This window comes from Mycolicibacter sinensis (genome assembly GCF_001667375.1).
Lineage (GTDB): Bacteria > Actinomycetota > Actinomycetes > Mycobacteriales > Mycobacteriaceae > Mycobacterium > Mycobacterium sinense_A.
In genome coordinates, this window is sequence record NZ_LZIN01000004.1 from 57,981 (window position 1) to 83,169 (window position 25,189).

A 25,189-nucleotide genomic window follows, 5' to 3' on the forward strand; every position below is an offset into this window, starting at 1 on the left:
CGCGTTCATCGCGCCACCAGCGCAGCGATCAGGACGCCGAGCGCGCCGTAGGCCAGGTACAGGTGCACGCTGCCGGTGTGGGCGCGCCGCACCAGCTGCGCGGCTCCGGCGACGGCCCGCAGCACCGGGGCATACCAGCGCTCCTCGATGACGTCGGCGAGCCGTGCCCGGTAGGCGATCCGGTCGACCACATAGGTCGAGGCTGCCTGGCCGCTCACCTCGACGTCGGTGTCGAAACGCAGCACATCGTCGAAGACCTGCTGCAGCGGTTGGGCGAACGACGTCGCGGTGTACTGCATGCGGGGGGTCAGATCGTCGGCGCCGCAGGCCCACAGCGGCACCGTGGCCGGCTCGGGTCGTTGCCGCGAGCGCCATCGGGAGCCGATCGCCACGATCAGCACGGCGGCGGCCAGCGCGGCGGCCAGCAGGGCCGGTGCCATGGAAGCGCGCAGACCCGGCAAGTGCAGGAACACCCCGAGCGCCGGCGCCTCGCCGAACACCGGCAGGGCATCGAGCACCCGGTTCAGCATCGGGCCCACCACACCGGGGGCGACGGCCAGCACCACGCAGGCGGCCGCGGGCAGCGCCATCGCGGCGATCATCGTGCCGGGGGATTCCCGCGCCGCCGCCGCGGCATCCGAGCGCGGACGGGCCAGAAAACCGATCCCGAAGGCCTTGACCATGGCGGCCACGCCCAGCCCGACGGTCAGCGCCACCGCCCCCACCGCCAGCGGCATCACCAGCGCGATGGCGACATCGTGGCCGGCCCGGGCGTTCATCAGGGACTGGATCAGCAGCCATTCGCTGACGAAACCCGCCCCCAACGGCAGACCGGCTGCGCCGAGGGCGGCCACCCCGAACAGCGCAGTGGTCACCGGCATCCGGCGGGCCAGGCCGCCGAGCCGGTCCAGGTCGCGCAGGCCGGTGGCGGCCAGCACCGATCCGGCGGCGAAGAACCCGAGGCTCTTGAACGCGCTGTGGGCGATCAGGTGCAGCAGTGCGGCGGTGACGTCCACCGCCGCGGCCGGCTGCGCGCCGGCGCCCGCCAATAAGGTCGCGGTGCCCAGTGCCAGGGTGATCAACCCGATGTTCTCCGTTGTCGAATAGGCAAGCAAGCGTTTGAGATCGGTGGCCACCGATGCCTGCAACACCCCGTACATCGCCGACGCGCCGCCGGCGATCAGCAGCGCCCACGCCCACCAGCGGGGGCCGGGCCCCAGCAGCTGCAGGTCGATGCGGATGATGCCGTAGACACCGAGATTGACCATGGCAGCACTGAGCAGCGCGGAGACCGGGCTCGGCGCCTCCGGATGCGCCCGTGGCAGCCAGGCGTGCAACGGCAGCAGACCGGCCTTGGAGCCGAAACCGATCAGAGTCAACACGAAGACCGTGTTGCGCACGCCGTCGGGCACCGCGCCGATCCCGGCGAACTCATCACCGGCGGCCGCCGCCAGCATCACCATCCCCACCAGCAACGTCACGAAGCCCAGCTGCGTCATCACCACGTAAATCAGCGCGGCCGAGCGCACCTCGCTGCGCTGTTGATCGGTGAGCACCAACACCAGTGAGCTCAGCGCCATCAGCTCCCAGGCGAGCAGGAATGTGGTCACCGAGCCCGCTGCCGGGACGGCCAGCAGCGTGCCGACGAACACCGGTAGCGCCGTCAGCGGGACGGCGCCGAATTTCTCGTGCCGGGAGTAGCCGATCCAATACAGGCCGGCCGCCACTGCCACCGCGCCGGTCAGCACCATGAAGAAGCCGCCGACCGGCTCCACCCGCAGCTGCACACCCAGCAGCGGAAGCAGCCAGCCGATCCGGATCGCCGGCACGGCGCCGAACACTCCGGCCAACCCGACACCGGCTCCGGCGGCGCCCAGTCCGATCGTCGTCGCACCGCTGAGCAGTGGGCCGACGGCGTTGCTACGCGAGAGATGGGAGTCAGTCACCTTCCGGTCACCGACCGTAGGGCGGCGACGATCTGGTCGGGGGTGGGCGGGCAGCCGGGAATCTCGACGTCCACCGGCACGACCTCACCGACGGCGCCCACCGCCCCGTACGCCTGCGCGAACACCCCCCGGTTCAGCGCACAGTCACCGCAGGCGATGACCCGCCGCGGCTGGGGGGTGGCCTCGACGGTGTTGCGCAGCGGTTCGGCCATGTTGCGGGTGACCACCCCGGTGACCAGCAGTGCGTCGGCATGCCGCGGGGAGGCGACGAGCCGGGCGCCGAACCGTTCGGCGTCATACACCGGACCGAAGGCCCCGGCGATCTCGATCTCGCAGCCGTTGCATGAACCGGCGTCGACGTGGCGTACCTGTACCGAGCCGGCCAGCCCGGGGGGCGGGTCGGCGGGCGGGCGGGTGCCGGCCGGTTCGGTGATGCGGCCGAGCCTCAGAATCCTGCCGAGCCAGCTCATCGGCCGGCCCGCAGATCGTCGAGCAGGGCGACCTGATCGTTGAGCAGTCCGGTCAGCGCCTTGCGTGCGACCGCGAGCAGTTCGGTGATCACCGGCGACGCGATGGAGTAGAGCACCGTGTTGCCCTCCTTGGTCGCCACCACCACTCCCGCCCGCCGAAGCACCGCCAGCTGCTGAGACAGGTTGGACGCCTCCAACCCGATCTCGGTCAGCAGCTCGCCGACGGCGCGGTCGCGTTCCGCCAGCAGTTCGAGTACCCGAATTCGGGCAGGGTGGCCCAGCGTCTTGAAAAATTCAGCCTTCAGCTGGGGCAGCGAGTTCGGCACGGACCGACAATAGCAGCGAAAACATCAATTGAAAAAGTTTTCATCTGTTGTGGTCTTTTGCCGTCGGGGTCACCACCCCCGCGCACCGTTTGACCGGCCCGGTAGGGCAGGATGACAACTGCCGTCGCGGACGATTCTGCGATGGCGCTGTCATGCGCGGAGCCCCGAGGAGCCTGATGACGGAGCCGACGAGTACCGACCCGGTGTCACCGACCGGCCGCCCCCATTACTCCCGGGTGCTGCTCAAACTCGGTGGGGAGATGTTCGGCGGTGGGCAGGTCGGGCTCGATCCCGACGTCGTCGCCCAGGTCGCCCGTCAGATCGCCGAAGTGGTCCGCGACGGTGTGCAGGTCGCGGTCGTCATTGGCGGCGGCAACTTCTTCCGCGGTGCCCAGTTGCAGGAGCGCGGCATGGAGCGGATGCGCTCGGACTACATGGGCATGCTCGGCACCGTGATGAACAGCCTTGCGCTACAAGACTTTCTGGTAAAGGAAGGCATCGACACCCGGGTTCAGACCGCGATCACGATGGGCCAGGTCGCCGAACCCTACATTCCGCTACGCGCCCAGCGGCACCTGGAGAAGGGCCGGGTGGTGATCTTCGGTGCCGGCATGGGCCTGCCGTATTTCTCCACCGACACCACCGCCGCCCAGCGAGCGCTGGAGATCGGCGCTCAGGTGGTGCTGATGGCCAAGGCGGTCGACGGCATCTTCACCGCGGACCCGCGCCTTGACCCCGAGGCCGAACTGCTCACCTCGATCAGCCATCGCGAGGTCATCGACCGTGGGCTGAAGGTGGCCGACGCCACCGCGTTCAGCCTCTGCATGGACAATGGCATGCCGATCCTGGTGTTCAACCTGTTGACCGACGGAAATATCGCCCGGGCCGTCGCGGGTGAGAAGATCGGGACACTGGTCACCACCTGAAAAGAGGAGAGGCGCACATGATCGACGAGGCTCTCTTCGACGCCGAAGAGAAAATGGAGAAGGCCGTGGCGGTGGCTCGCGACGATCTGGCCACCATTCGCACCGGCCGGGCCAACCCGGGCATGTTCTCCCGGATCGTCATCGACTACTACGGTTCGCCCACCCCGATCACCCAGCTGTGCAGCATCAACGTGCCCGAGGCGCGGCTGGTGGTGATCAAGCCGTACGAGGCGTCCCAGCTGGGCGCCATCGAGACCGCGATCCGCAACTCGGATCTGGGCCTGAACCCCAGCAACGACGGTGCGCTGATTCGGGTGGCGGTGCCGCAGCTCACCGAGGAGCGGCGCAAGGAGCTGGTCAAGCAGGCCAAAGCCAAAGGCGAGGACGCCAAGGTCGCGGTGCGCAACATCCGCCGCAAGGCGATGGAGGAGCTGCACCGCATCCGCAAGGACGGCGACGCCGGTGAGGATGAGGTCGGTCGGGCGGAGAAGGAGCTGGACCGCTCCACCCAGCAGTACGTGAGCCAGATCGACGACCTGGTCAAGCACAAAGAAGGCGAGTTGCTGGAGGTCTAGCGGCCGCCAGTAGTCAAAACCCGTGGCAGACAACGACACCGGTGCACCTACCGGTCAAAAGCAGTCGCGGGCGGGACGCAACCTCCCCGCCGCGATCGTGGTGGGGGCGCTGCTCGCCGGGATGCTGGTCTACACCCTGTTGTTCGCCCCGCGCTTCTGGGTGCTGATTCTGGCGGTGGCCACGCCGATCGCCACCCATGAGATCACCAGGCGGCTGCGTGAAGTCGGCTACGACGTGCCGTTCATCCCGCTGGCCCTCGGCGGCCAGGCAATGCTGTGGCTGTCGCTGCCGTTCGGGGCCAGGGGAGTGCTGGGCGCGTTCGGTGCCACCATCGTGATTTCCATGATGTGGCGGCTGGTCGACCAGGGGCTGCACCACACCCCGGTCAACTATCTGCGGGACGTGTCCGCGATGGTGTTGATCGCGGTCTGGGTGCCGCTGTGCATGAGCTTCGCGGCTCTGCTGGTCTTTCGCGACGACGGCCCCGGCCGGGTGTTGTGCCTGCTGTTCCCGGTGGTCTTCTCCGACATCGGCGGGTACGCCGTCGGGGTGTTGTTCGGCAAGCACCCGATGGCGCCGGCGATCAGCCCGAAGAAATCCTGGGAGGGTTTCGCCGGATCGATGGTGCTCGGTGTCGCCGCGGCGGTGTTCGCGGTGACGATGTTCCTCGACCGGCCGTGGTGGGTGGGGCTGCCGCTGGGGGTACTGCTGGTGTTCACCGGCGTCTTCGGCGACCTCATCGAGTCTCAGGTCAAACGCGATCTGGGCATCAAGGACATGGGCCGGCTGCTGCCCGGCCATGGCGGCATCATGGACCGGCTTGACGCGTTGCTGCCGTCGGCCGTGGTGACCTGGATCGTGCTGACCGTTCTGCACTGAGTCACCGGCATACTGGAACCGATCATGACGCAACAGCTGGTGTTCACCGCACCGCGGCGGGCCCTGCCGCCGCGCCATCTGGCCGACCTCGACCCGGCCGGCCGTGCCGCCGCCGTCGCCGAACTGGGCCTGCCGGCATTCCGGGCCAACCAGCTCGCCCACCACTACTACGGCAGGCTGATCGCCGATCCGCAGCAGATGACCGACCTGCCGGCCGGGGTGCGCGCCGCGGTGGCCGACGCGCTGTTCCCCACCCTTCTGACCGCGGCCAGCGAAATCGAATGCGATGCCGGCGAGACGCGTAAGACGTTGTGGCGGGCACACGACCACACCAAATTCGAGTCGGTGCTGATGCGCTACCCGCGCCGCAACACCGTGTGCATCTCATCCCAGGCCGGCTGCGGCATGGCCTGCCCCTTCTGCGCGACAGGCCAGGCCGGGCTCACCCGCAACCTGTCCACCGCCGAGATCCTCGAGCAGGTACGGGCGGCGGCGGTGGAACTACGGGATCGGGATCACGGGCGGCTGTCCAACATCGTGTTCATGGGCATGGGGGAGCCGCTGGCCAACTACGCCCGGGTGGTGGCCGCCGTCCGCCGGATCACCGAGCCGCCGCCCAACGGGTTCGGCATCTCGGCGCGATCGGTGACGGTGTCGACGGTCGGGCTGGCCCCGGCGATCCGCAAGCTCGCCGATGAGGGGCTGGGGGTCACCTTGGCGCTGTCGCTGCACACTCCGGATGATGAGTTACGCGACACGCTGGTCCCGGTCAACAACCGCTGGAAGGTCGACGAAGCGCTCGACGCCGCCCGCTACTACGCCGACGTGACCGGCCGGCGGGTGTCGGTGGAATACGCGCTGATCCGCGATGTCAACGACCAGCCCTGGAGGGCCGATCTGTTAGGCCGCAAGCTGCACAAGACGCTGGGGCAATTGGTGCACGTCAACCTGATTCCACTCAATCCGACCCCGGGCAGCGACTGGGATGCCAGCCCCAAGCCGGTGGAGCGGGAGTTCGTCCGGCGCGTGCGGGCCCAGGGCGTGGAGTGCACCGTGCGTGACACCCGCGGGCGCGAGATCGCCGCGGCCTGCGGTCAATTGGCGGCGGACAGCGAGTAGCTAGCGCAGCCAGCCGCGCTTGCGGCCGATGATGTCCCGCAGCACGACGAACAGCGCCAGCGCGGCGAATCCGAGCAGGAAATAGTCCTCGACGTGGCCGATGTGGTTGCCGCGCAGCATCAGCAGCAGGAAACCCACGATGCCGAGGCCGACGATGTGCCAGGTGCGGTGGTTGATCGCGCTCCAGCCCCAGGCCGCCGAGGGCACCTCGGCGGTGTCCACACCATGGCGTTCCAGTTCGGTACCGGCCACTTCGACTCCCCACTTTCAGCTGAGCGACTGCGCAACATTCTGGCATACCGCCCCACCATGACGGCCACCCGCTGCGCCCGCCCCCCGCTTGCGATCGCCTAGATCTCGAATGTCCGGTAGGCGGCCCGGCCGACGATTTCGGCCAGACCCTCGGGACTCCACTGCTGCTCAACATCGAGCAGCATGCGCGCGGCGGCCTCACAGATGGCCAGGAACACCTCAGTGAGCGCTGCCAGGGCGCGATCGGACTGCGCCCGTTGCTCCAGCAGCGGTCGCATCACCATGGCGACCCGCTCGGTGAGGCGGGCCCGGCCGGAGACGACGGCGGCGGCCAGAACCGGATCCTGGTCCGCGGCGAAGATGATCCGCCACGACGCAGGGCGCTCCCGCACGGTGGACAGGAAAGCGCAGAACCCCGCGACGAACCGGTCCTGCACAGTGCTGGCCCGCTGGGGCGGTAACGCCGCGAGCAGGCTGGTCAGCATCAGCTCGGTCTCCCGGTCGAGCAGCGCGGCCAGCACCTCGCCCCGGCCGTCGTAGCAGGCGTACACCACCGGCCGGGTGACCCCGATCCGCTCGGCGATGGCCGCCATGGTCACCCCGGCAACGCCGTGCTCGGCCGCGATCTGCAGGGCGGCGTCGAGCACCTGCGGCCGACGTCGCTCGGGGCCGAGATGCTCGGCTCGCGACCGGTTGGCGGCTGGTTCCGGCACCGGTTCAGCGTAGTTGGATGTCGGCGATGATCAGCACCGGCCAGGCGACGATCTCCCCGAGTATGGAGAACACCTTGTCCAGCCCACGGACGTCGTGCAGGTGCTGGTAGTGGCTGCCGGCCCAGAACACTCCGATCACCAGGTAGGCGCCCAGCAGCACCGAGCCCATGGCGCCGAGGTAGAACAGCTGGCGGATGCTGAGCTCGCGGTCCAGCAGGCGTTGCAGGCCCGAAAGCCTCATCGGATGCTCCCCAGGATCGGCTGGGACTCGATGAGTCCCTCGTCGCTGGGTGCGAGGCCTTCACCGAAGACCCGATTCGACTGTTTGGCACGGAATTCCAGGTGGGCCTGCGCCGGCACCGCGTAGCCGTAGCGTTTCTGGGCCTCCCGCGGAGTCGTGGTGACCTGGTTCACCGGCCGGATCGAGCGCAGCACCCGAGTGCCGATCGGAAGCGTCATCGGTGAGGTCAGCCGCAGCAGCATCAGCTGCACGCGCGGGCTCAGGCTTAGCAGGGTGAACGCGGCACTCAGCGGCGGCACGATCAGTGCGTCCAGCAGCCGGGAGGTGCCCACCCCGCCGAGCTTGCGCATCCAGCGGGGCATGGTCGCCAGGGTGCCGCGGCGCAGGAGTGCGGTCACGATCAGCATGCCTGGCCACACCAGCCGTGGCAGTGTCGGCGGCAGGATCACTTCGGCGCGCAGCAGGTGTGCCATGGCGCGCCGGGCGATGTCGGAATTGATCAGCTGGGGGCGCATCTCCTCGAAGTACTCGCGGATGCCCTCCCGGGTGCGCGGCACGTCGGCCGGGTCGAGGGTCTGCAGTTCGGCCGCCTTGGCGCACTCGGCCCAGTAGGACGCTTCCTCCTCGGCCGACAACGGACCGGGGCCGTACTTCTCGTAGGCGTAGAGGATCGAGTGCCAGGCCGTGAGGTGGATCCACAGCTGGGCGGCGGGGTCGTTGGCGTCGTAGTTCTCACCGGTGACCGGGTCGATGCCGATGGCCTTGGAGTGGATCCGTACCAGCATGTCGGCGGCCTCGACGGTGCTGCGGCTTTCGCCGAAGGCCACCATCGCGAAGTAGCGCAGGGTCCGGTCGTAGCGGGTGCGCGGCCGGTCGTAGATCGCCTGGGTGTGATCGACGGAGGCGACGAGCCCGGGGTCGAGTTCCTCGATGACCACCGCGCGCTGGAAGCCGATCGACAGCGAGGTCGGATAGCTCCACACTTTCCAGGTCACCGAGTCGGGACCGAAGAATCCGTAGTCCTCGGCGGGCTCGGCATCGGGCAGGGTCAGCCATTCGCGCAGGGTGCTCAATGTCGTCCGCCTTCCGCCATTTCCTGGCTCGTTCTATTTCCTACACTGTGTAGGAATATTGCACCCAGCGGGACGGGCCGTCAAGGGTGTGGTTGCGCCGCTACCGTGGGAGCCATGGCCTCCGATGTCGAGGAAGCGCGCCGGATCTGGGATTTCGTCGTGGCGCCGCCGCGCACTGCGCCGGGCGTGACGTCGATGGTGGGCTACCGCGCGCTCGACGTCCCCGAGACCGTGCACCGCGGACTTCCGTCGTCGACCCTGACCTTCATCGTCAGCCTCGACGAGGGGGTCGAAGCCGCCCGGACCGCCGACGCGCTGCCGACGGCGCGGCCGACTCCGATCATTCTCGGCGGCCTGCACGAGCAGGCCAGCCACGTGCGCCAGCGCCGCGGACAGGCCGGCGTGCAGGTGGCCCTGCACCCGCTGGCCGCGCGGGCGGTGTTCGGCGTACCGGCCGCCGAGCTGAGCGTGACCGACTTCGACGCGGCGCCGGTGCTGGGCCGTGCGTCGGAGCGACTACATCACCGGGTTGCCGACACTCGCGGGTGGCCCGGCGCGTTTGCGCTGGTTGCGCAATATCTGTTGGCCGGCCGCCGGCGCCACGCCAGCGTGCGACCCGAGGTCGCCTACGCCTGGCATCTGCTGGGGCGCAGCCGGGGGCGCACGCCGGTGGGCGTCGTCGCAGACCAGGTCGGGCTGAGTCAGCGGCACCTGACCACGCTGTTCCGCCGCGAGGTGGGGCGCACCCCGAAGACGGTGGCGATGCTGATGCGCTTCGAATACGCCACCGCCCGGATGGCGGACGCGGCGCGCGGACGCCGCCGTGTCGATCTGGCCGGTATCGCCGGCGAGGCCGGTTACGCCGACCAGGCCCACCTGACCCGCGAGTTCGCTCGGTTCGCCGGTGTGCCGCCGGGGGTCTGGCTGGCCGAGGAGTTCCAAAACATTCAAGACGGCGGCCACGCCGCAAGGTCACAGTGGTGTCATGACGAGTTCGAATCCAACCGTTTGGTTGACCCTGCAGGCGCATGACGCGCGCAAACTCATCGACTACTACGTCGACACCTTCGGGTTCGTCGTCACCGCCCGCCACGGCGTCGACGGCGACACGGTCAGACATGCCGAACTGCTCTGGCCCGAGGGCACCGGCGGCATCATGCTGGGCAGCTACCGGCCCGGCAACGAGTGGTGCCGTGAGCCCGGCACCGCCGGCGGCTACATCGTCACCGCCGACCCCGACGGCATCTACGAGCGGATCGTGAGCCGCAACGCCGACGTCGTGTCGCCGTTGGCCGACACCGACTACGGGGCCCGCGAGTTCGTCGTCCGCGACCCGGAGGGCAACCTGTTCAGCTTCGGCGACTACGCCGGGGAGCCACGCGACTGATCTCGGGCACAATGGGCAGGTGAGTGTGTCTGCGCGGCGTCGGACCAAAGTCCTGCTGTTGGGCTCGACCGGTTCGATCGGCACCCAGGCGTTGCAGGTCATCGCCGCCAATCCGGATCGCTTCGAGCTGGTCGGGCTGGCTGCCGGCGGCGGCCAACCCGAACTGCTGGCCGCCCAGTGCGCCGAGACGGGCGTCGCCAACTTCGCCGTCGCCGACTCGCAGGTCGGTGACGCCCTCGACGCCCCCTACCGCGGACCCGAGGCCGTCACCCGGCTGGTGGAAGACACCGAGGCCGACGTGGTGCTCAACGCCCTGGTCGGCGCCCTGGGCTTGCGTCCGACGCTGGCCGCGCTGGACACCGGGGCCCGCCTCGCCCTGGCCAACAAGGAATCTTTGATCGCCGGCGGTCCGCTGGTGCTGCAGGCCGCCCAGCCCGGCCAGATCGTGCCGGTGGACTCCGAGCACTCCGCGCTGGCGCAATGCCTGCGGGGCGGCACGCCCGATGAGGTCGCCAAGCTGGTGCTCACCGCCTCCGGCGGGCCGTTCCGGGGCTGGAGTGCTGCGGATCTTCAACATGTCACGCCCGAGCAGGCCGGCGCGCACCCGACCTGGTCGATGGGCCCGATGAACACGCTGAACTCGGCGTCGCTGGTGAACAAGGGACTTGAACTCATCGAGACCCACCTACTGTTCGGCGTGCCCTACGACCGCATCGACGTCGTCGTGCATCCGCAGTCGATCGTGCATTCCATGGTCACCTTCACCGACGGGTCGACGATTGCCCAGGCCAGCCCGCCGGACATGCGCCTACCGATCGCGCTGGCCCTGGGCTGGCCGGCCCGGGTCCCCGGTGCGGCCGCGGCCTGCGACTTCACCAGCGCGTCGACGTGGGAATTCGAGCCGCTGGACCAGGCGGTTTTCCCGGCCGTTCAGCTGGCCCGCCACGCCGGCCAGACCGGCGGCTGCATGACCGCGGTCTACAACGCCGCCAACGAAGAAGCAGCAGAAGCATTCCTGCAAGGCCGGATCCGCTTTCCCGCGATCGTCGACACCATCGCCGATGTGCTGGCCGCGGCCGACCAGTGGGCGGCACAACCCGCTACCGTGGACGAGGTACTCGACGCGCAGCGCTGGGCCAAGGAACGAGCGGCTCGCGCCGTCGAGGCGACAGCTACGAGAAAGGTCGGAAGCACGCGATGATGTTCGCGATCGGCATCGCGCTGTTCGCGCTGGCCATCCTGGTGTCGGTGGCGCTGCACGAATGCGGTCACATGTGGGTGGCCCGCGCCACCGGCATGAAGGTGCGGCGGTACTTCGTCGGGTTCGGCACCACCTTGTGGTCGACGCGCCGCGGCGAGACCGAATACGGCCTCAAGGCGATCCCGGCCGGTGGCTTCTGTGACATCGCCGGCATGACCGCGGTGGAGGAACTGGCCCCCGACGAAGTCGACCGCGCCATGTACAAGCAGAAGACCTGGAAACGGGTGGCGGTGCTGTTCGCCGGGCCCGGGATGAACTTCATCATCGGCCTGGTGCTGGTCTACAGCATCGCAGTGATCTGGGGCCTGCCCAACCTGCACGCGCCGACCACCGCAGTCATCGGCGAAACGGCTTGCGTGGCACCGGAAGTCGTCAAAGGCGAGCTGGGCCCTTGCACCGGTCCCGGTCCGGCGGCGCGGGCCGGCATCCAGTCCGGCGACGTGGTGGTCAAGGTCGGCGACACGCCCGTGTCGACCTTCGAGGAGATGGCCGCCGCCGTGCGCAAGCAGCACGGCGTGACGCCGGTCGTCGTCGAACGCGACGGCACCGAACTGACCAAATACGTCGATGTGACCCCGACCCAGCGCTGGATCGCCGATGGGCGCGACAGCGCGGCCGTGCCCAGCACCGTCGGCGCCATCGGGGTGGGGGCCGCCCAGTTCGGGCCCACCCAATACAACCCGTTGACGGCGGTGCCGGCCACCTTCACTTTCAGCGGCGACCTGTCGGTGCTGCTGGGTAAGTCGCTGGCCAACATCCCGTCCAAGGTCGGTGCGCTGATGCACGCGATCGGCAACCCGAACGGGGAGCGCGACCCGGAAACCCCGATCAGCGTGGTGGGCGCCTCGATCATCGGCGGCGACACCGTCGATCACGGCCTGTGGGTGGCGTTCTGGTTCTTCCTGGCGCAGCTGAACTTCATTCTGGGTGTGCTCAACCTGGTGCCACTGCTGCCGTTCGACGGCGGGCACATCGCGATCGCGCTCTACGAAAAGCTGCGCAACGTGGTCCGGTCGGCACGCGGGAAGGTCGCCGCCGCACCGGTGAACTATCTCAAGCTGATGCCGGCCACGTACGTAGTGTTGGTAGTGGTGGTCGGCTACATGCTGCTCACCGTGACCGCCGACTTGGTCAATCCGATCAGGCTGTTTTGACAGGAGAGCCCTCATGAGCGTCGGCCTCGGTATGCCGGCGGTGCCGGCCCCGACCTTGGCGCCGCGCCGCAAGACCCGCCAGCTGATGGTTGGCGGTGTCGGGGTGGGCAGCGACCACCCGATCTCGGTGCAGTCGATGTGCACGACCAAAACCCACGACGTCGACGCGACGCTGCAGCAGATCGCCGCGCTGACCACCGCCGGCTGCGACATCGTGCGGGTGGCCTGCCCGCGTCAGGAAGACGCCGACGCGCTGGCCGTCATCGCCAAAAAGAGCAACCTGCCGGTGATCGCCGACATCCACTTCCAGCCGAAGTACATCTTCGCCGCGATCGACGCGGGTTGCGCTGCGGTGCGGGTGAATCCGGGCAACATCAAGGAATTCGACGGCCGGGTCGCCGATGTCGCCAAGGCGGCCGGCGCCGCCGGGGTGCCGATCCGGATCGGCGTCAACGCCGGCTCGCTGGACCGGAGGTTTCTGGCCAAGTACGGCAAGGCCACCCCCGAGGCTCTGGTGGAGTCGGCGCTGTGGGAGGCGTCGCTGTTCGAGGAACACGGCTTCGGCAACATCAAGATCAGCGTCAAGCACAACGACCCGGTCGTGATGGTGGCCGCCTACGAGCAACTGGCCGAGCAGTGCGATTACCCACTGCACCTGGGCGTCACCGAGGCCGGCCCGGCGTTTCAGGGCACCATCAAGTCCGCAGTGGCATTCGGTGCGCTGCTGTCCCGTGGCATCGGCGACACCATCCGGGTGTCGCTGTCGGCGCCGCCGGTCGAAGAGGTGAAGGTCGGCACCCAGATTCTGGAGTCGCTCAACCTGCATCCGCGGGGCTTGGAGATCGTGTCGTGTCCGTCGTGCGGGCGGGCGCAGGTCGACGTCTACAAGCTGGCCAACGAGGTCACCGCGGGGCTGGAGGGGCTCGACGTCCCGTTGCGGGTCGCGGTGATGGGCTGTGTGGTCAACGGGCCCGGTGAGGCCCGCGAGGCGGATCTGGGGGTGGCCTCCGGCAACGGCAAGGGCCAGATCTTCGTCAAGGGCGAAGTGATCAAGACCGTTCCCGAGGCGCAGATCGTCGAGACCCTGATCGAGGAGGCGCTGCGCTTGGCCGCAGAAATGGGAGCGATGGGCGATGGCGCATCTCCCGGCGGCCCGCCCACCGTCGCCGTAAGCTGAACGCAGCCGATCCGCCGACGGCGTGCGGCGGTTGAGTTCGCAAGAAAGAGTCACCATGTCGGCTCCGCCGGATTCTCGTCTCGAACAGCGACGGGTATCCGTCGTGCGTGACGCCGCGGCGGTCTGGCGAGTCCTTGATGCGGATCCGGTCGGCTCCTGCATGGTGGCCGCCCGGGTCGCCGACCACGGGGTCGATCCCCGCGCGATCGGCGGTGAGCTGTGGACGCGCGGCGGTGTCGAGGAATCACTGTGCTACGCCGGGCCGAACCTGATTCCGCTGCGCGGGGCGCCGGCTGACCTGACCGCGTTCGCCGACAAGGCGGTCAGCGCCATCCGCCGCTGTTCGTCGCTGGTCGGCCGCGCCGAACTCGTGTTGCCGATGTGGCAGCGCCTCGCCGAGGTCTGGGGCCCCGCCCGGGATGTGCGCGAGAGCCAACCGCTGATGGCGCTGCACACCATGCCCGGCTGTCCGATGGATCCGGAGGTGCGTCAGGTGCGCCCGGACGAGCTCGACGCGTACCTGGTGGCCGCCGTCGACATGTTCATCGGCGAGGTCGGGGTGGATCCGCGGCTCGGTGACGGCGGCCGGGCCTACCGCCGGCGGGTGGCCAGCCTGATCGCAGCGGGCCGGGCCTGGGCGCGCTTCGAGCGCGGCGAGGTGGTGTTCAAGGCCGAAGTGGGCTCGCAGTCGCCGACAGTGGGCCAGATCCAGGGCGTCTGGGTGCATCCGGATCGACGGGGGCAGGGCCTGGGCTCCAGCGGCACCGCCATGCTGGCCGGGGTGATCGTCGGCACCGGGCGCATCGCCAGCCTGTATGTCAACGATTTCAACGCGGTGGCCCGCGCCGCCTACGAGCGGGTCGGGTTCACCCAGGCCGGCACGTTTGCCACCGTGCTGCTGGACTGAGCTGTTCTTCGTCGAGCCTGTCGTTGGCGCGGAGAAGTTCGAGTGGCGAGCACGCCAACTCTCCCCCCGCAAGCGGGAGGTGCCCCTGCCTCGGTGCGCCTCCGCGCGTAGCCCGTGTCCATTTCGTAACATCAGCATCAATGGCAACAAAAACAACTTCAGTATCAGCTGTTCTGCTGATGGTGTTCGCTCTGGCGGCCTGCACGCCCCGCCCGGACGGACCCGCGCCCACCGCCGAAAGGTTCTTCGCCGCGCTGGCCACCGGTGACACCGCGACCGCCGCCGAGCTCAGTGATGACCCCTCGACCGCCCGCAGCGCGCTCAACGCCGCCTGGGCCGGCTTGCAGGCTGAGCACCTCGACGCGCAGGTGCTGGGCGCGCGCTACAACGACGACACCGGCACGGTGTCCTATCGCTACACCTGGCAGCTGCCGAAGAACCGGACCTGGTCGTATGACGGTCAGCTCAAGATGGTGCGCAACGAAGGCCACTGGGCGGTCCGCTGGACGGCCACCGGCCTGCACCCCCGGCTGGGGGAGCACCAGACCTTCGCGCTGCGGGCCGACCCGCCGCGGCGGGCCTCGGTCAACGAGGCCGGCGGCACTGACGTGCTGGTGCCCGGCTACGTCTACCACTACGAGCTGGACGCCGGCCGGGCCGGGAAGAACCTGATGCACACCGCGCGGGCGGTGATCGACGCGCTGCGACCGTTCGACGACACCCTGGGGGATCCGCAGTGGCTCGCCGAGCAGGCCAGCTCCTCGGTCACCCCGCTGGATCTGATCACGCTGCGCAAGAACGACCACGACCGCGTCGAAGCCGCCATCGGCAAGCTGCCCGGAGTGGTGATCACCCCGCATGCCGACCTGCTGCCCACCGACGACCGCTTCGCGCCGGTGCTCATCGGCGAGGTCAAGAAAACCGTCTCGGCTCAACTCGAGGGCGCGGCGGGCTGGCGCGTGGTCAGCGTCAACCAGAACGGCGTCGACGTCGCGGTGCTGAACGAGGTGGATCCGTCCCCGGCGCCGTCGCTGACGATCAGCCTGGACCGATCGGTGCAGCGCGCCGCCCAGAACGCGGTCAACACCCGCGGCGACAAGGCGATGATGGTGGTGATCAAACCGTCGACCGGCGAGCTGCTCGCGGTCGCGCAGAACACCGCCGCCGACGCCGACGGCTTGATAGCGACCACCGGCCTGTACCCGCCCGGGTCGACGTTCAAGATGGTCACCGCCGGCGCGGCCATCGAACGGGACATGGCCTCACCGAACTCGATGGTGGGCTGTCCCGGCGAACTCGACATCGGCCAGCGCACCATCCCCAACTACGGCGGGTTCGACCTCGGCCTGGTGTCCATGTCGCGGGCGTTCGCCAACTCCTGCAACACCACGTTCGCCGAGCTGGCCAGCCGGATGCCGCCGCGGGCGCTGTCGCAGGCGGCCAGCCGCTACGGGATCGGGGTGGACTACCTGGTGGACGGCATCACCACCGTCACCGGTTCGGTGCCCCCGACGGTTGATCTGGCCGAACGCACCGAGGACGGGTTCGGCCAGGGCAAGGTGCTGGCCAGCCCGTTCGGTGTCGCACTGGCCGCGGCGACGGTCGCCGCCGGCAAGACCCCGGTGCCCCGATTGATCCAGGGACGGCCTACCGCGGTCAACGGCCCGGCGGTTCCCCCGGTGAGCACCGAGATGCTCGACGGTCTGCGCCAGATGATGCGGCTGGTGGTCACCGACGGCACCGCGCGCGACATCGCCGGCTGCGGGCCGGTGTTCGGCAAGACCGGTGAGGCGGAGTTCGCCGGCGGGTCGCATTCCTGGTTCGCCGGCTTCCGGGGCGACATGGCCTTCGCCGCGCTGATCGTCGGCGGCGGCAGCTCGCAGTACGCGGTGCGGATGACCAAGGTGATGTTCGACTCGCTGCCGGACAACTTCCTACTCTGACGCGACGCTGCGCACGGCGGTAAGTTGAGAAGCCATGACGGGCATTGATGACGACGTGGCGGCGGTGCTGCGCATCTCGGATGCCGACCGCAACGGGACGCTGCGCCGCCTGCACAATGCCGTCTCCCTCGGGTTGATCGACATCGGCGAATTCGAGGAGCGCGCCGCCCAGGTCTCGCAGGCCCGGATGCGCTCGGACCTCGACACGCTGATCGGGGACCTGCCCGGGCCGCGTGCCATTGTCACCTCGGCGGCCGACCGGGTCGAACTGCGCGGCTGGGCCGGCTCGCTCAAGCGGCACGGCGAATGGATCGTGCCCACCCGGTTGGCGTTGGTGCGCCGCCTGGGCTCGGTCGACCTCGACCTCACGAAGGCCCGCTTCGCCGGGCCGGTGGTCGTCATCGAACTCGACATGCGGTTCGGCTCCGTGGACATCCGGTTGCCCGACGGCGCGAGCGCCTCGATCGACGACGTCGAGATCTATGGCGGCAGCGCCCGGGATCGCCGTAGCGACCCACCCGCCGAAGGCACCCCGCACCTGGTGCTGACTGGGCGGGTGGTGTGCGGCTCGGTGGACATCAAGGGCCCGCGGCGGCCCTGGCTCAGCCGGCACCGGCTGCGCCGCTAGCGCCCGAACAGCGCCGTTCTGAGCCCGCAGCAGCCGGTCCCGGCCGCGGGGCGCGGATCTACTCCGAGCCGTCGTTTTCCCCGAGGCCGTTAAGCTGGCGTGATGCCCGTTCGTGCCCCGCTTTCCCCCGGCGTGCTGTCTCCGACGCTGCCGGTCCCCAAGTCGATCCCCCGTCCGGAATACGTCGGCCGGTCCACCGCCGCGGAGGGTAGCGAGCCGTGGGTGCAGACCCCCGAGGTGATCGAGAAAATGCGGGTGGCGGGCCGGATCGCGCCGGGCGCGCTGGCCGAGGCCGGCAAGGCCGTCGCGCCGGGGGTGACCACCGACGCACTCGATCGCATCGCCCACGACTACATGGTCGACCACGGCGCCTACCCTTCGACGTTGGGCTACAAAGGCTTTCCCAAGTCGTGCTGCACCTCGCTCAACGAGGTCATCTGCCACGGCATCCCCGACTCGACGGTGATCGCCGACGGTGACATCGTCAACATCGACGTCACCGCCTACATCGACGGCGTCCACGGCGACACCAACGCCACCTTTCTGGCCGGAACCGTCGCGCAAGAGCACCGCCTGCTCGTCGAGCGCACCCGGGAAGCGACGATGCGGGCCATCAAAGCGGTCAAACCGGGCCGTGCGCTCTCGGTGATCGGCCGGGTCATCGAGGCGTACGCGAACCGATTCGGCTACAACGTGGTCCGCGACTTCACCGGACACGGGATCGGGACGACCTTCCACAACGGACTGGTGATCCTGCACTACGACCAACCCGAGGTCGACACCGTCATCGAGCCGGGGATGACCTTCACCATCGAGCCGATGATCAACCTCGGCAGCCTGGACTACGAGATCTGGGACGACGACTGGACTGTGGTCACCAGCGACGGCCAGTGGAGCGCCCAGTTCGAGCACACCCTGCTGGTCACCGACGACGGCGCCGAGATCCTCACCCTCGCGTGATCATGGCCGGTGAGCTGCTGAGGGCCTGCGAAAACCGCCCGGTGAGGGCCCGCTGGCTGTAGCGTAGCGGAGATGCCTGGCACGATGATGACGATCGACGGGTTTCCGATCCCGGTCGATATCGCCGGCCCGCACAACGGGCCCGTCGTCGTCGTGCTCGCAGCCGCCCAGCACCCGCTCACCGCCTACGACGCGGTTTGTCAGCGGCTGCACACCGCGTCGTTGCGCACCATCGTGATCGGCGCCGACCCACGGCTGACGCCCAAGTCTGTGGTCGGGATCCTGGATTCCCTGGGAGTCCAGTGCGGCGTGCTCGTCGGGGATCGGACCGGCGGTGACAATGCCTGGGAGCTGGCGGCGACGCGCCCGGACCGCTTCACCGGCCTGGTGGTACTCGATCGGGGGCATCCGCGGGCACCGGATCTGAGCGGGGCGATCCGCGACGAACGCTGCCCACCGGTGGAGATCAACACCACCGTTCTGGTCAGTTCCCGGGCGTCGGCCTCGGTGGCCGACGCCAGCAAGCGGTTCGTTTATGGCGAACATCGTCTGGTGATGCTGCCGGGGCGCCGTAGCGCCCAAGAGTTCACCGCTCAACTCGCGATGGAGATCGTTTTGCGGGCCAGTACCTGGTAACGGTTGACAAGAAGAGTATTTTCAGAGGGCTGGGCGTCGTTGGGGGACTTTCGGCTGAAAAGAACCGAATAATCACAATGGGGGGGTTCAAGTGTCGTCGGCACAATCGATACCGGCACTGCTGCGTCAACGCGCTGAGCAGTGGTCGGACCAGCTGGCCTTCACCTTCATCGACTACGAGGTCGACCAGGCCGGGTACTCCGAGACCCTGACCTGGTCGCAGCTGCTGCAGCGCACCGAGGCTATCGCCGTCGAGGTGGCCGCGGTCGCCTCACCGGGCGACCGGGTCGCGCTGCTGGCGCCGCAGGGCCTGGAGTACGTCGTCGGGTTCTTCGGGGTGATGGAAGCCGGCTGCATCGCGGTGCCGTTGCCGGTGCCGGCGTTCGGCAGCCACGACGAGCGGGTCACCGGGGCGCTCAACGATTGCGCACCGGCCGCGGTGCTCACCACCTCAGCGGTGGTCGGCGATATCCAGAACTGCGTCGGCGCGATCGGGGGCCGTCCGCCGGCGGTCATCGAGATGGACTTGCTCGACCTCGACGCGCCGACCGGGTGGAGCGGCGCCGGGGCGCTGACCACCAAGACCGCGCTGCTGCAGTACACCTCCGGCTCCACCGGCTCGCCGCGGGGCGTCGTGGTCTCCCACCGGAACATCTTCGCCAATATCGAGCAGGTGATGGCGGACTATTTCGCCGACGACGGGGGAGCGCCGCCGCCCGACACCACCCTGGTGTCCTGGCTGCCGTTCTACCATGACATGGGCCTGCTGCTCGGCATCATGGGTGCGGTCTTGATGGGCTGCCGCTCCGTGATCATGAGTCCGATCGCCTTCCTGCAGAAGCCGGCGCGCTGGATTCAGCAGTTGGCCATTAACTCCTGCTCGTTCACCGCCGGGCCGAACTTCGCCTTCGAACTCGCCGCGCGCCGGACCACCGACGAGGACATGGCCGGGCTCGACCTGAGCGGCGTGCACACCATCCTCAGCGGCAGTGAACGCATCCATGCCGCGACGATCCGCCGCTTCAACGAGCGGTTCGCCCGCTCCAATCTGCCTTCCAACGCGCTCGCGCCGTCGTACGGATTGGCCGAAGCGATGGTCTACGCCGGGTCGGCGCCTCGCGCCAAGCGGCCGGTGACCTTCCGGCTCGACTACGAGAAGCTGGTAGCCGGTGTCGCCGAGGCCGGCCCGGCCGGCGCCGAGCTGGTCAGCATCGGCCCGCCGCGCGCCTGCACGACGCGCATCGTCGACCCCGAGACGCGCACCGAGAACCTGCCCGGCCAGGTCGGGGAGATCTGGCTGCACGGCGGCAATGTCTCCAGCGGCTACTGGCACAACCCGGAGGCGACCGAACGCACCTTCGGCGGGCGGATCGAGGATCCGTCGCCCGGCACGCCCGCCCAACCCTGGTTGCGCACCGGCGACCTCGGCGTCATTCACGAGGGCGAGCTGCTGGTCGTCGGCCGCATCAAGGACATGTTGATCGTCGACGGCCGAAACCACTACCCCGACGACATCGAGGCGACGGTGCAGGAGCTCACCGGGGGCCGCGTCGCTGCCATCCCGGTCAGCGGGGAGGGTCGTGAGCAGCTGGCCGTCATCGCCGAGCTCAAGAGCCGCGGCACTCCAGAGGAGGAAACGCGGCGACTGGCGGAGCTGAAACGCGATGTGGCAGCGGCGGTTTCGCGATCACACGGGGTGCGAGTGGCCGACCTCGTGCTGGTCGCTCCCGGCTCCTTGCCGATCACTACCAGCGGCAAGATTCGCCGGTCGACGTGCGCCGAGCGCTACCAGTCGCAGGAATTCAGTCGGCTGGAGCCGATCGGCTGAGCACGGGCAGGTAACCTGACAGCACTCAAACGTCAGGGGGGCTGTCGTCGGTGAAGGAGCGCAATGACCCGGCCCGCGATGCTGTCCCAGGTCGAACTGCAGCAGCTGGTCGGGTGCGGCGAGATCGACACTGTCGTGGTGGCGCTCACCGACATGCAGGGCCGGCTGGTCGGTAAACGGGTCACGGCGCAGCACTTCCTCGACGAGGTCGCCGGGCACGGCGTGGAGTGCTGCAGCTATCTGCTGGCGGTCGACGTCGAGATGAACACCGTTCCCGGCTATCCGATCGCCGACTGGGGCACCGGTTACGGCGATCTGGTGCTGCGACCGGACTTCGCGACGCTGCGGCGCATCCCGTGGCTGCCCAGCACCGCCCACGTGCTCGCCGACGCCTACTGGCCCGATGGCAACCCGGTGGCGGTGTCGCCTCGCCAGATCCTGGCCGCGCAGCTCGCCCGGCTGGCCGAGCGCGAGCTGGTCGCTTACGCCGCAACGGAACTGGAGTTTCTGGTCTTCGACGACAGCTACCGGCAGGCGTGGGCCGGCGGTTATCGCGGCCTGACACCGGGCACGGACTACAACGCCGACTACGGCCTGGTCGCCGGCACCCGGCTGGAGCCGCTGCTGCGTGACATCCGCCTGGGGATGACCGGCGCGGGCATGCGCTGTGAGGGCGTCAAGGGGGAGTGCCACACCGGCCAGCAGGAGATCACCTTCCGCTACGACGAGGCGCTGGTGGCCTGCGACAACCACAGCGTCTACAAGAGCGGCGCCAAGGAGATCGCCGACCAGCACGGCAAGAGCCTGACGTTCATGGCGAAGTTCGACGAACGCGAGGGCAACAGCTGCCATGTGCACCTCTCCTTGCGCAGCACGGACGGATCCGCGGTGTTCGCCGACCCGGCTGCGCCGCACGGCATGTCGGCGATGTTCCGCAGTTTCCTGGCCGGCGTGCTGGCCACCTTGTCCGAGCTGACGCTGTGCTACGCGCCGAACATCAACTCCTACAAACGATTCGTCGGCGGCAGTTTCGCTCCCACAGTGGTCGGCTGGGGTCTGGACAATCGCACCTGCGCCTTGCGGGTGATCGGCCGCGGCGACTCCCTGCGGATGGAGTGCCGGGTCCCCGGCGGCGACGTGAACCCCTACCTGGCGGTGGCGGCCCTGATCGCGGCCGGCCTGCACGGAATCGACAACGAGCTGGAATTGCCCGACCCGGTCGAAGGTGACGCCTACCATGCCGGGTTACCGCATCTGCCGTCGACGCTGGCCGAGGCCGCCGGGGCTTTCGCCGAATCGGCGATGGCGCGCAAGGCTTTCGGCGACGACGTCGTCGCTCATTACCTGCACGGTGCGCGAGTCGAGTTGGACGCGTTCAACACCGCGGTGACCGACTGGGAGAGAGTTCGCGGATTTGAACGGTTCTGAACCCGACCGTCCGGTGGTCGGGCTGACCACCTACCTCGACCGGGCGCAGACCGGCGTCTGGGATGTGCGCGCGGGCCTGCTGCCCGCCGACTACCTCGAGGGCATCACCGCTGCCGGCGGTATTGCGGTGCTGCTGCCGCCGCAGCCGGTGACGCCCGAGATCGCCGCACGGGTGCTCGACGGTGTTTCCGGCCTGGTGATCACCGGCGGCAGGGATCTGGACCCCGCCGGTTACGGCCAGGCGCCGCACGCCGAAACCGATCGGCCCGACACCACCCGGGACGCTTGGGAGTTTGCGCTGCTGGCCGAGGCGCTGCGGCGCGGGCTGCCGGTGCTGGGTATCTGCCGCGGCGCCCAGGTGCTCAATGTCGCGCTCGGCGGCACGCTGCACCAGCATCTGCCCGACGTGCTCGGCAACAACGGGCACCGGGCCGGCAACGGCGTGTTCACCCCGATGCCGGTGCGAACCGTGGCCGGTACCCGACTGGCCGAGTTGGTCGGTGAGACCTGCCGGGTGCAGTGCTACCACCATCAGGCGATCGCCGAGCTGGGTGACAAGCTGATCGTCAGCGCGCGCGATGACGACGGGTGCATCGAGGCGATCGAGCTTCCCGGGGAGAATTTCGTGGTCGCGGTGCAGTGGCATCCCGAGGCGTCGCTGGATGATCTGCGGCTGTTCAGCGCGATCGTGGGCGCGGCGGAAAGGTATGCATGAGTACTGATCTCATCAACCCGGCCACCGGGGCGGTGTTCACTTCCGTCGAGCATGTCGACGCCGCGGCCGTCGACGACGCGGTGCGCCGGGCGCAGGCAGCGCAGAAGCGGTGGGCGCGACTGGCGCCGGCCGACCGCGCGGCAGCGCTGCGCGCCTTCGCCGCGACCGTCGACGCCCACATCGGCGAGCTGGCCGCACTGGAGGTGACCAACGCCGGACACCCGGTGTCGGCCGCCGAATGGGAAGCCGGGCATGTCCGCGACGTGCTGCAGTTCTACGCGGCCAGCCCGGAACGACTGTCGGGTCAGCAGATACCGGTGGCCGGCGGGCTGGACGTGACCTTCCACGAGCCGCTCGGCGTCGTCGGGATCATCACCCCGTGGAACTTCCCGATGCCGATCGCCGCGTGGGGCTTCGCCCCGGCGCTGGCCGCCGGGAACGCGGTGTTGATCAAGCCCGCCGAGTGGACTCCGCTGACCACCATCCGACTGGGCGAGCTGGCCGTCGAATCAGGTTTGGAGCCGGACCTTCTGCAGGTGCTGCCCGGCCCGGGTGCGGTGGTGGGCGAGCGACTGGTCACCCATCCGGATGTGGCCAAGATCGTGTTCACCGGTTCCACCGTCACCGGCACCCGGGTGCTGACCGCCGCGGCGGCCGGAATCAAGCGGGTCACGCTGGAGCTCGGGGGCAAGAGCGCCAACATCGTGTTCGCCGACTGTGATCTGGAGCGTGCGGCGGCGACCGCGCCCTACGGCGTGTTCGACAACGCCGGGCAGGACTGCTGCGCCCGCAGCCGGATTCTGGTGCAGCGCAGCGTGTATGACCGGTTCATGGAATTGCTCGAGCCCGCGGTGTCTGGTGTCGTGGTCGGCGACCCGGCCGCCCGCGATACCGAGATGGGCCCGCTGGTGTCGCAGCCGCACTGGGACAAGGTGGCCTCCTATGTGCCCGACGACGCACCGGTCGCGTTCCGCGGTCAGGCGCCGGCCGGACCCGGGTTCTGGTTCCCGCCGACGGTACTGACCCCGGCGCCCACCGACCGGTCCGTCACCGAGGAGATCTTCGGCCCGGTGGTGACCGTGTTGCCGTTCGAGGACGAAGCCGATGCGGTGACGCTGGCCAACGACACCGTGTACGGGCTGTCGGGCTCGATCTGGACCGATGACCTGTCGAGGGCGCTTCGGGTGTCGCGGGCGGTGGAAGCCGGGAATCTGTCGGTGAATTCGCATTCCTCGGTGCGCTTCAACACCCCGTTCGGGGGTTTCAAACAATCCGGGCTGGGCCGGGAGCTGGGGCCGGATGCCCCGCTGGCCTTCACCGACACCAAGAACGTATTCATCGCAGTAAAGGAGATGTGAGTGACCGATCTGACCCAACGTCTGGCCGGGCGGGTTGCCGTGGTGACCGGTGCGGGCGGGGGAATCGGCCTGGCGGCCGCCCGGCGCATGCGCTCGGAGGGCGCCCGCATCGTGGTCGGTGACCTCGATCCATCGACGGGCGCCGCGGTCGCCGACGAGTTGGACGGTCTGTTCGTGCCGGTCGACGTCTCGGATCAGGAACAGGTCGACGCGCTGTTCGACACCGCGGCGGCGACGTTCGGCGCGGTCGACATCGCCTTCAACAACGCCGGGATCTCGCCGCCGGATGACGACCTGATCGAAAACACCGAATTGCCGGCCTGGCAACGGGTTCAAGACGTCAACCTGAAATCGGTGTACCTGTGCTGCCGGGCGGCGCTGCGGCACATGACGCCGGTCGGGCGCGGCTCGATCATCAACACCGCGTCTTTCGTGGCGGTGATGGGTTCGGCGACTTCGCAGATCTCCTATACCGCCTCAAAGGGCGGCGTGCTGGCCATGTCGCGGGAGCTCGGGGTGCAGTACGCCCGGCAGGGTATCCGGGTCAACGCGCTGTGCCCCGGGCCGGTGAACACCCCGCTGCTGCAGGAGCTGTTCGCCGCCGACCCGGAGCGCGCCGCGCGCCGGCTGGTGCACGTACCGGTGGGCCGGTTCGCCGAGCCGGAGGAGATCGCGGCCGCGGTGGCGTTTTTGGCCAGCGACGACGCATCGTTCATCACCGGCTCGACCTTCCTGGTGGACGGCGGGATCAGCTCGGCGTATGTGACGCCGCTGTAGGCGGTTAAGGCCCGTCGGCGTGCCCGTGCTGGGGGCGACCAACCCTGGCGACGCATCTTCGGGTGTGGCGCGCCCCGGTTTCCCAACGCGGCGTCCACTTTTCGGGTTGCTGGAACCGGCACGGGGCGCGAAAGTCAAACTCGTTCTCGCCGTTTCTTCGGTAGATCACGCGCATCAGCCAGGAGCTCGTGTCTGCCACGAACCCCTTACTTTCACCTTCGCTGATGAACAATGTGATTGACTCCCGCATCATCCGTAAACCCACCAGCGCCCTGCTGACATGAGATAACTACTTCTCGCTCCTGCTTCGGTCAGTACGTCCGTAGGCCCAGAGGATCGGGTCGGTGCCCCGGAGCGCCAGGAACGCGTCTTCATGCGGCCGGACGCTACGGCAGGCTACCGACAGTGGCTAGGGAATGTCGTCGTCGCCGTTGTCTTCGCGGTCGGCGAGCAGTTTTTCGGGGTGGTGGTAGTGGTTGGTGCGGGGTTGGCCGTGGTCGTGGTGGGGT

The 25,189-nt window shown here is 68.9% G+C and carries 26 protein-coding genes; 19 read left to right on the forward strand and 7 right to left on the reverse strand.

From position 1 onward, the window contains the following. Positions 1-5 precede the first annotated feature (5 nt). The 3 genes from A5771_RS00925 to A5771_RS00935 are packed head-to-tail and all read right to left on the reverse strand — an operon-like array spanning position 6 to position 2,742. On the reverse strand, positions 6-1,946 hold the full coding sequence (locus tag A5771_RS00925) for a proton-conducting transporter membrane subunit (protein ID WP_082946984.1): 1,941 nt from the start codon (positions 1,944-1,946) through the stop codon (positions 6-8). Next, a complete protein-coding gene (locus A5771_RS00930) occupies positions 1,943-2,416 on the reverse strand; it encodes an NADH-quinone oxidoreductase subunit B family protein (protein ID WP_064853326.1) in 474 nt (157 codons plus the stop codon). Before A5771_RS00930 ends, A5771_RS00925 begins: the two co-directional genes overlap by 4 nt. Continuing rightward, positions 2,413-2,742, reverse strand: coding sequence for an ArsR/SmtB family transcription factor (locus A5771_RS00935; RefSeq protein ID WP_064853327.1), 330 nt, complete (start codon positions 2,740-2,742; stop codon positions 2,413-2,415). The genes A5771_RS00930 and A5771_RS00935 overlap by 4 nt, the downstream gene beginning before the upstream one ends. Before the next feature lie 176 nt (positions 2,743-2,918). On the opposite strand from A5771_RS00935, the gene pyrH reads away from it, so the two are divergent. Genes pyrH through rlmN form a run of 4 tightly spaced genes read left to right on the forward strand, consistent with a single transcriptional unit; the run spans position 2,919 to position 6,242 of the window. Then, on the forward strand, positions 2,919-3,668 hold the full coding sequence (pyrH, locus tag A5771_RS00940) for a UMP kinase (protein WP_064853328.1): 750 nt from the start codon (positions 2,919-2,921) through the stop codon (positions 3,666-3,668). 17 nt (positions 3,669-3,685) lie between these two features. Further along, positions 3,686-4,243, forward strand: a complete 558-nt coding sequence (frr, locus tag A5771_RS00945) for a ribosome recycling factor (protein ID WP_064853329.1) — start codon at positions 3,686-3,688, stop codon at positions 4,241-4,243. Positions 4,244-4,265: 22 nt separating this feature from the next. Then, positions 4,266-5,123: a phosphatidate cytidylyltransferase gene (locus A5771_RS00950; RefSeq protein ID WP_064853330.1), complete on the forward strand. Its 858-nt coding sequence runs from the start codon at positions 4,266-4,268 to the stop codon at positions 5,121-5,123. 24 nt (positions 5,124-5,147) lie between these two features. Then, on the forward strand, positions 5,148-6,242 hold the full coding sequence (rlmN, locus tag A5771_RS00955; RefSeq protein ID WP_064853331.1) for a 23S rRNA (adenine(2503)-C(2))-methyltransferase RlmN: 1,095 nt from the start codon (positions 5,148-5,150) through the stop codon (positions 6,240-6,242). On the opposite strand, the gene A5771_RS00960 is transcribed toward rlmN, so the two are convergent. The 4 genes from A5771_RS00960 to A5771_RS00975 all read right to left on the reverse strand — a co-directional run bounded on the left by A5771_RS00960 (position 6,243) and on the right by A5771_RS00975 (position 8,521). Further along, the gene (locus tag A5771_RS00960) at positions 6,243-6,494 is read right to left on the reverse strand and encodes a DUF2631 domain-containing protein (protein ID WP_064853332.1); all 252 of its coding nucleotides are present in this window, start codon (positions 6,492-6,494) and stop codon (positions 6,243-6,245) included. Between the two features lie 98 nt (positions 6,495-6,592). Beyond that, the gene (locus A5771_RS00965; RefSeq protein ID WP_064853333.1) at positions 6,593-7,207 is read right to left on the reverse strand and encodes a TetR/AcrR family transcriptional regulator; all 615 of its coding nucleotides are present in this window, start codon (positions 7,205-7,207) and stop codon (positions 6,593-6,595) included. A 4-nt stretch (positions 7,208-7,211) separates the two neighbouring features. Continuing rightward, on the reverse strand, positions 7,212-7,448 hold the full coding sequence (locus A5771_RS00970; RefSeq protein ID WP_064853334.1) for a hypothetical protein: 237 nt from the start codon (positions 7,446-7,448) through the stop codon (positions 7,212-7,214). Beyond that, the gene (locus A5771_RS00975; protein ID WP_064853335.1) at positions 7,445-8,521 is read right to left on the reverse strand and encodes an oxygenase MpaB family protein; all 1,077 of its coding nucleotides are present in this window, start codon (positions 8,519-8,521) and stop codon (positions 7,445-7,447) included. Before A5771_RS00975 ends, A5771_RS00970 begins: the two co-directional genes overlap by 4 nt. Before the next feature lie 195 nt (positions 8,522-8,716). Here A5771_RS00975 and A5771_RS00980 point away from each other — a divergent pair, with 195 nt between their 5' ends. The 15 genes from A5771_RS00980 to A5771_RS01050 all read left to right on the forward strand — a co-directional run bounded on the left by A5771_RS00980 (position 8,717) and on the right by A5771_RS01050 (position 24,680). Continuing rightward, positions 8,717-9,553 (forward strand): AraC family transcriptional regulator, encoded by an 837-nt coding sequence (locus A5771_RS00980; protein ID WP_064853354.1) that lies wholly within the window; start codon positions 8,717-8,719, stop codon positions 9,551-9,553. Continuing rightward, positions 9,507-9,908, forward strand: a complete 402-nt coding sequence (locus A5771_RS00985) for a VOC family protein (RefSeq protein WP_064853336.1) — start codon at positions 9,507-9,509, stop codon at positions 9,906-9,908. The genes A5771_RS00980 and A5771_RS00985 overlap by 47 nt, the downstream gene beginning before the upstream one ends. Positions 9,909-9,927: 19 nt before the next feature. Continuing rightward, entirely contained in the window at positions 9,928-11,109 is a 1,182-nt protein-coding gene (dxr, locus tag A5771_RS00990) for a 1-deoxy-D-xylulose-5-phosphate reductoisomerase (RefSeq protein WP_428844372.1), read from the forward strand. Further along, a complete protein-coding gene (locus A5771_RS00995) occupies positions 11,106-12,323 on the forward strand; it encodes a M50 family metallopeptidase (protein WP_064853337.1) in 1,218 nt (405 codons plus the stop codon). Before dxr ends, A5771_RS00995 begins: the two co-directional genes overlap by 4 nt. 13 nt (positions 12,324-12,336) lie before the next feature. Then, entirely contained in the window at positions 12,337-13,500 is a 1,164-nt protein-coding gene (ispG, locus tag A5771_RS01000; protein ID WP_064853338.1) for a flavodoxin-dependent (E)-4-hydroxy-3-methylbut-2-enyl-diphosphate synthase, read from the forward strand. A gap of 55 nt (positions 13,501-13,555) precedes the next feature. Beyond that, complete coding sequence (locus tag A5771_RS01005; RefSeq protein WP_064853339.1) at positions 13,556-14,407, forward strand: GNAT family N-acetyltransferase; 852 nt, start codon at positions 13,556-13,558, stop codon at positions 14,405-14,407. A 140-nt stretch (positions 14,408-14,547) separates the two neighbouring features. After that, on the forward strand, positions 14,548-16,350 hold the full coding sequence (locus tag A5771_RS01010) for a penicillin-binding transpeptidase domain-containing protein (RefSeq protein WP_064853340.1): 1,803 nt from the start codon (positions 14,548-14,550) through the stop codon (positions 16,348-16,350). A gap of 34 nt (positions 16,351-16,384) precedes the next feature. Beyond that, a complete protein-coding gene (locus A5771_RS01015; RefSeq protein ID WP_064853341.1) occupies positions 16,385-16,978 on the forward strand; it encodes a DUF1707 SHOCT-like domain-containing protein in 594 nt (197 codons plus the stop codon). Positions 16,979-17,080: 102 nt separating this feature from the next. Then, positions 17,081-17,938, forward strand: coding sequence for a type I methionyl aminopeptidase (gene map / locus A5771_RS01020; protein WP_064853342.1), 858 nt, complete (start codon positions 17,081-17,083; stop codon positions 17,936-17,938). A gap of 72 nt (positions 17,939-18,010) precedes the next feature. After that, positions 18,011-18,574, forward strand: a complete 564-nt coding sequence (locus A5771_RS01025; protein WP_064853343.1) for an alpha/beta fold hydrolase — start codon at positions 18,011-18,013, stop codon at positions 18,572-18,574. 91 nt (positions 18,575-18,665) lie between these two features. Continuing rightward, positions 18,666-20,402, forward strand: a complete 1,737-nt coding sequence (locus A5771_RS01030; protein WP_064853344.1) for an AMP-binding protein — start codon at positions 18,666-18,668, stop codon at positions 20,400-20,402. A gap of 63 nt (positions 20,403-20,465) precedes the next feature. Then, positions 20,466-21,830 (forward strand): glutamine synthetase family protein, encoded by a 1,365-nt coding sequence (locus A5771_RS01035; RefSeq protein ID WP_064853345.1) that lies wholly within the window; start codon positions 20,466-20,468, stop codon positions 21,828-21,830. Beyond that, positions 21,817-22,545 (forward strand): gamma-glutamyl-gamma-aminobutyrate hydrolase family protein, encoded by a 729-nt coding sequence (locus A5771_RS01040; RefSeq protein ID WP_234782886.1) that lies wholly within the window; start codon positions 21,817-21,819, stop codon positions 22,543-22,545. The genes A5771_RS01035 and A5771_RS01040 overlap by 14 nt, the downstream gene beginning before the upstream one ends. After that, positions 22,542-23,903, forward strand: coding sequence for an aldehyde dehydrogenase family protein (locus tag A5771_RS01045; RefSeq protein ID WP_064853347.1), 1,362 nt, complete (start codon positions 22,542-22,544; stop codon positions 23,901-23,903). Before A5771_RS01040 ends, A5771_RS01045 begins: the two co-directional genes overlap by 4 nt. After that, positions 23,904-24,680 carry a 3-oxoacyl-ACP reductase gene (locus A5771_RS01050; RefSeq protein ID WP_064853348.1) on the forward strand — a complete coding sequence of 259 codons (777 nt, stop codon included), beginning with the start codon at positions 23,904-23,906 and terminating at the stop codon, positions 24,678-24,680. It abuts the gene before it with no gap. Positions 24,681-25,189 lie beyond the last annotated feature (509 nt).

What these genes read in the sequence shown, in the direction of transcription:
- A5771_RS00980 (WP_064853354.1), top strand. Translation starts at nt 8,717, where the DNA reads ATGGTGGGCTACCGCGCGCTCGACGTCCCCGAGACCGTGCACCGCGGA.
- A5771_RS00930 (WP_064853326.1), bottom strand. Translation starts at nt 2,416, where the DNA reads ATGAGCTGGCTCGGCAGGATTCTGAGGCTCGGCCGCATCACCGAACCG.
- A5771_RS01045 (WP_064853347.1), top strand. Translation starts at nt 22,542, where the DNA reads ATGAGTACTGATCTCATCAACCCGGCCACCGGGGCGGTGTTCACTTCC.
- frr (WP_064853329.1), top strand. Translation starts at nt 3,686, where the DNA reads ATGATCGACGAGGCTCTCTTCGACGCCGAAGAGAAAATGGAGAAGGCC.
- A5771_RS00995 (WP_064853337.1), top strand. Translation starts at nt 11,106, where the DNA reads ATGATGTTCGCGATCGGCATCGCGCTGTTCGCGCTGGCCATCCTGGTG.
- A5771_RS01005 (WP_064853339.1), top strand. Translation starts at nt 13,556, where the DNA reads ATGTCGGCTCCGCCGGATTCTCGTCTCGAACAGCGACGGGTATCCGTC.
- A5771_RS01015 (WP_064853341.1), top strand. Translation starts at nt 16,385, where the DNA reads ATGACGGGCATTGATGACGACGTGGCGGCGGTGCTGCGCATCTCGGAT.
- A5771_RS00970 (WP_064853334.1), bottom strand. Translation starts at nt 7,448, where the DNA reads ATGAGGCTTTCGGGCCTGCAACGCCTGCTGGACCGCGAGCTCAGCATC.
- rlmN (WP_064853331.1), top strand. Translation starts at nt 5,148, where the DNA reads ATGACGCAACAGCTGGTGTTCACCGCACCGCGGCGGGCCCTGCCGCCG.
- ispG (WP_064853338.1), top strand. Translation starts at nt 12,337, where the DNA reads ATGAGCGTCGGCCTCGGTATGCCGGCGGTGCCGGCCCCGACCTTGGCG.
- map (WP_064853342.1), top strand. Translation starts at nt 17,081, where the DNA reads ATGCCCGTTCGTGCCCCGCTTTCCCCCGGCGTGCTGTCTCCGACGCTG.
- A5771_RS01035 (WP_064853345.1), top strand. Translation starts at nt 20,466, where the DNA reads ATGACCCGGCCCGCGATGCTGTCCCAGGTCGAACTGCAGCAGCTGGTC.
- A5771_RS00985 (WP_064853336.1), top strand. Translation starts at nt 9,507, where the DNA reads ATGACGAGTTCGAATCCAACCGTTTGGTTGACCCTGCAGGCGCATGAC.
- A5771_RS01025 (WP_064853343.1), top strand. Translation starts at nt 18,011, where the DNA reads ATGCCTGGCACGATGATGACGATCGACGGGTTTCCGATCCCGGTCGAT.
- A5771_RS01010 (WP_064853340.1), top strand. Translation starts at nt 14,548, where the DNA reads ATGGCAACAAAAACAACTTCAGTATCAGCTGTTCTGCTGATGGTGTTC.
- pyrH (WP_064853328.1), top strand. Translation starts at nt 2,919, where the DNA reads ATGACGGAGCCGACGAGTACCGACCCGGTGTCACCGACCGGCCGCCCC.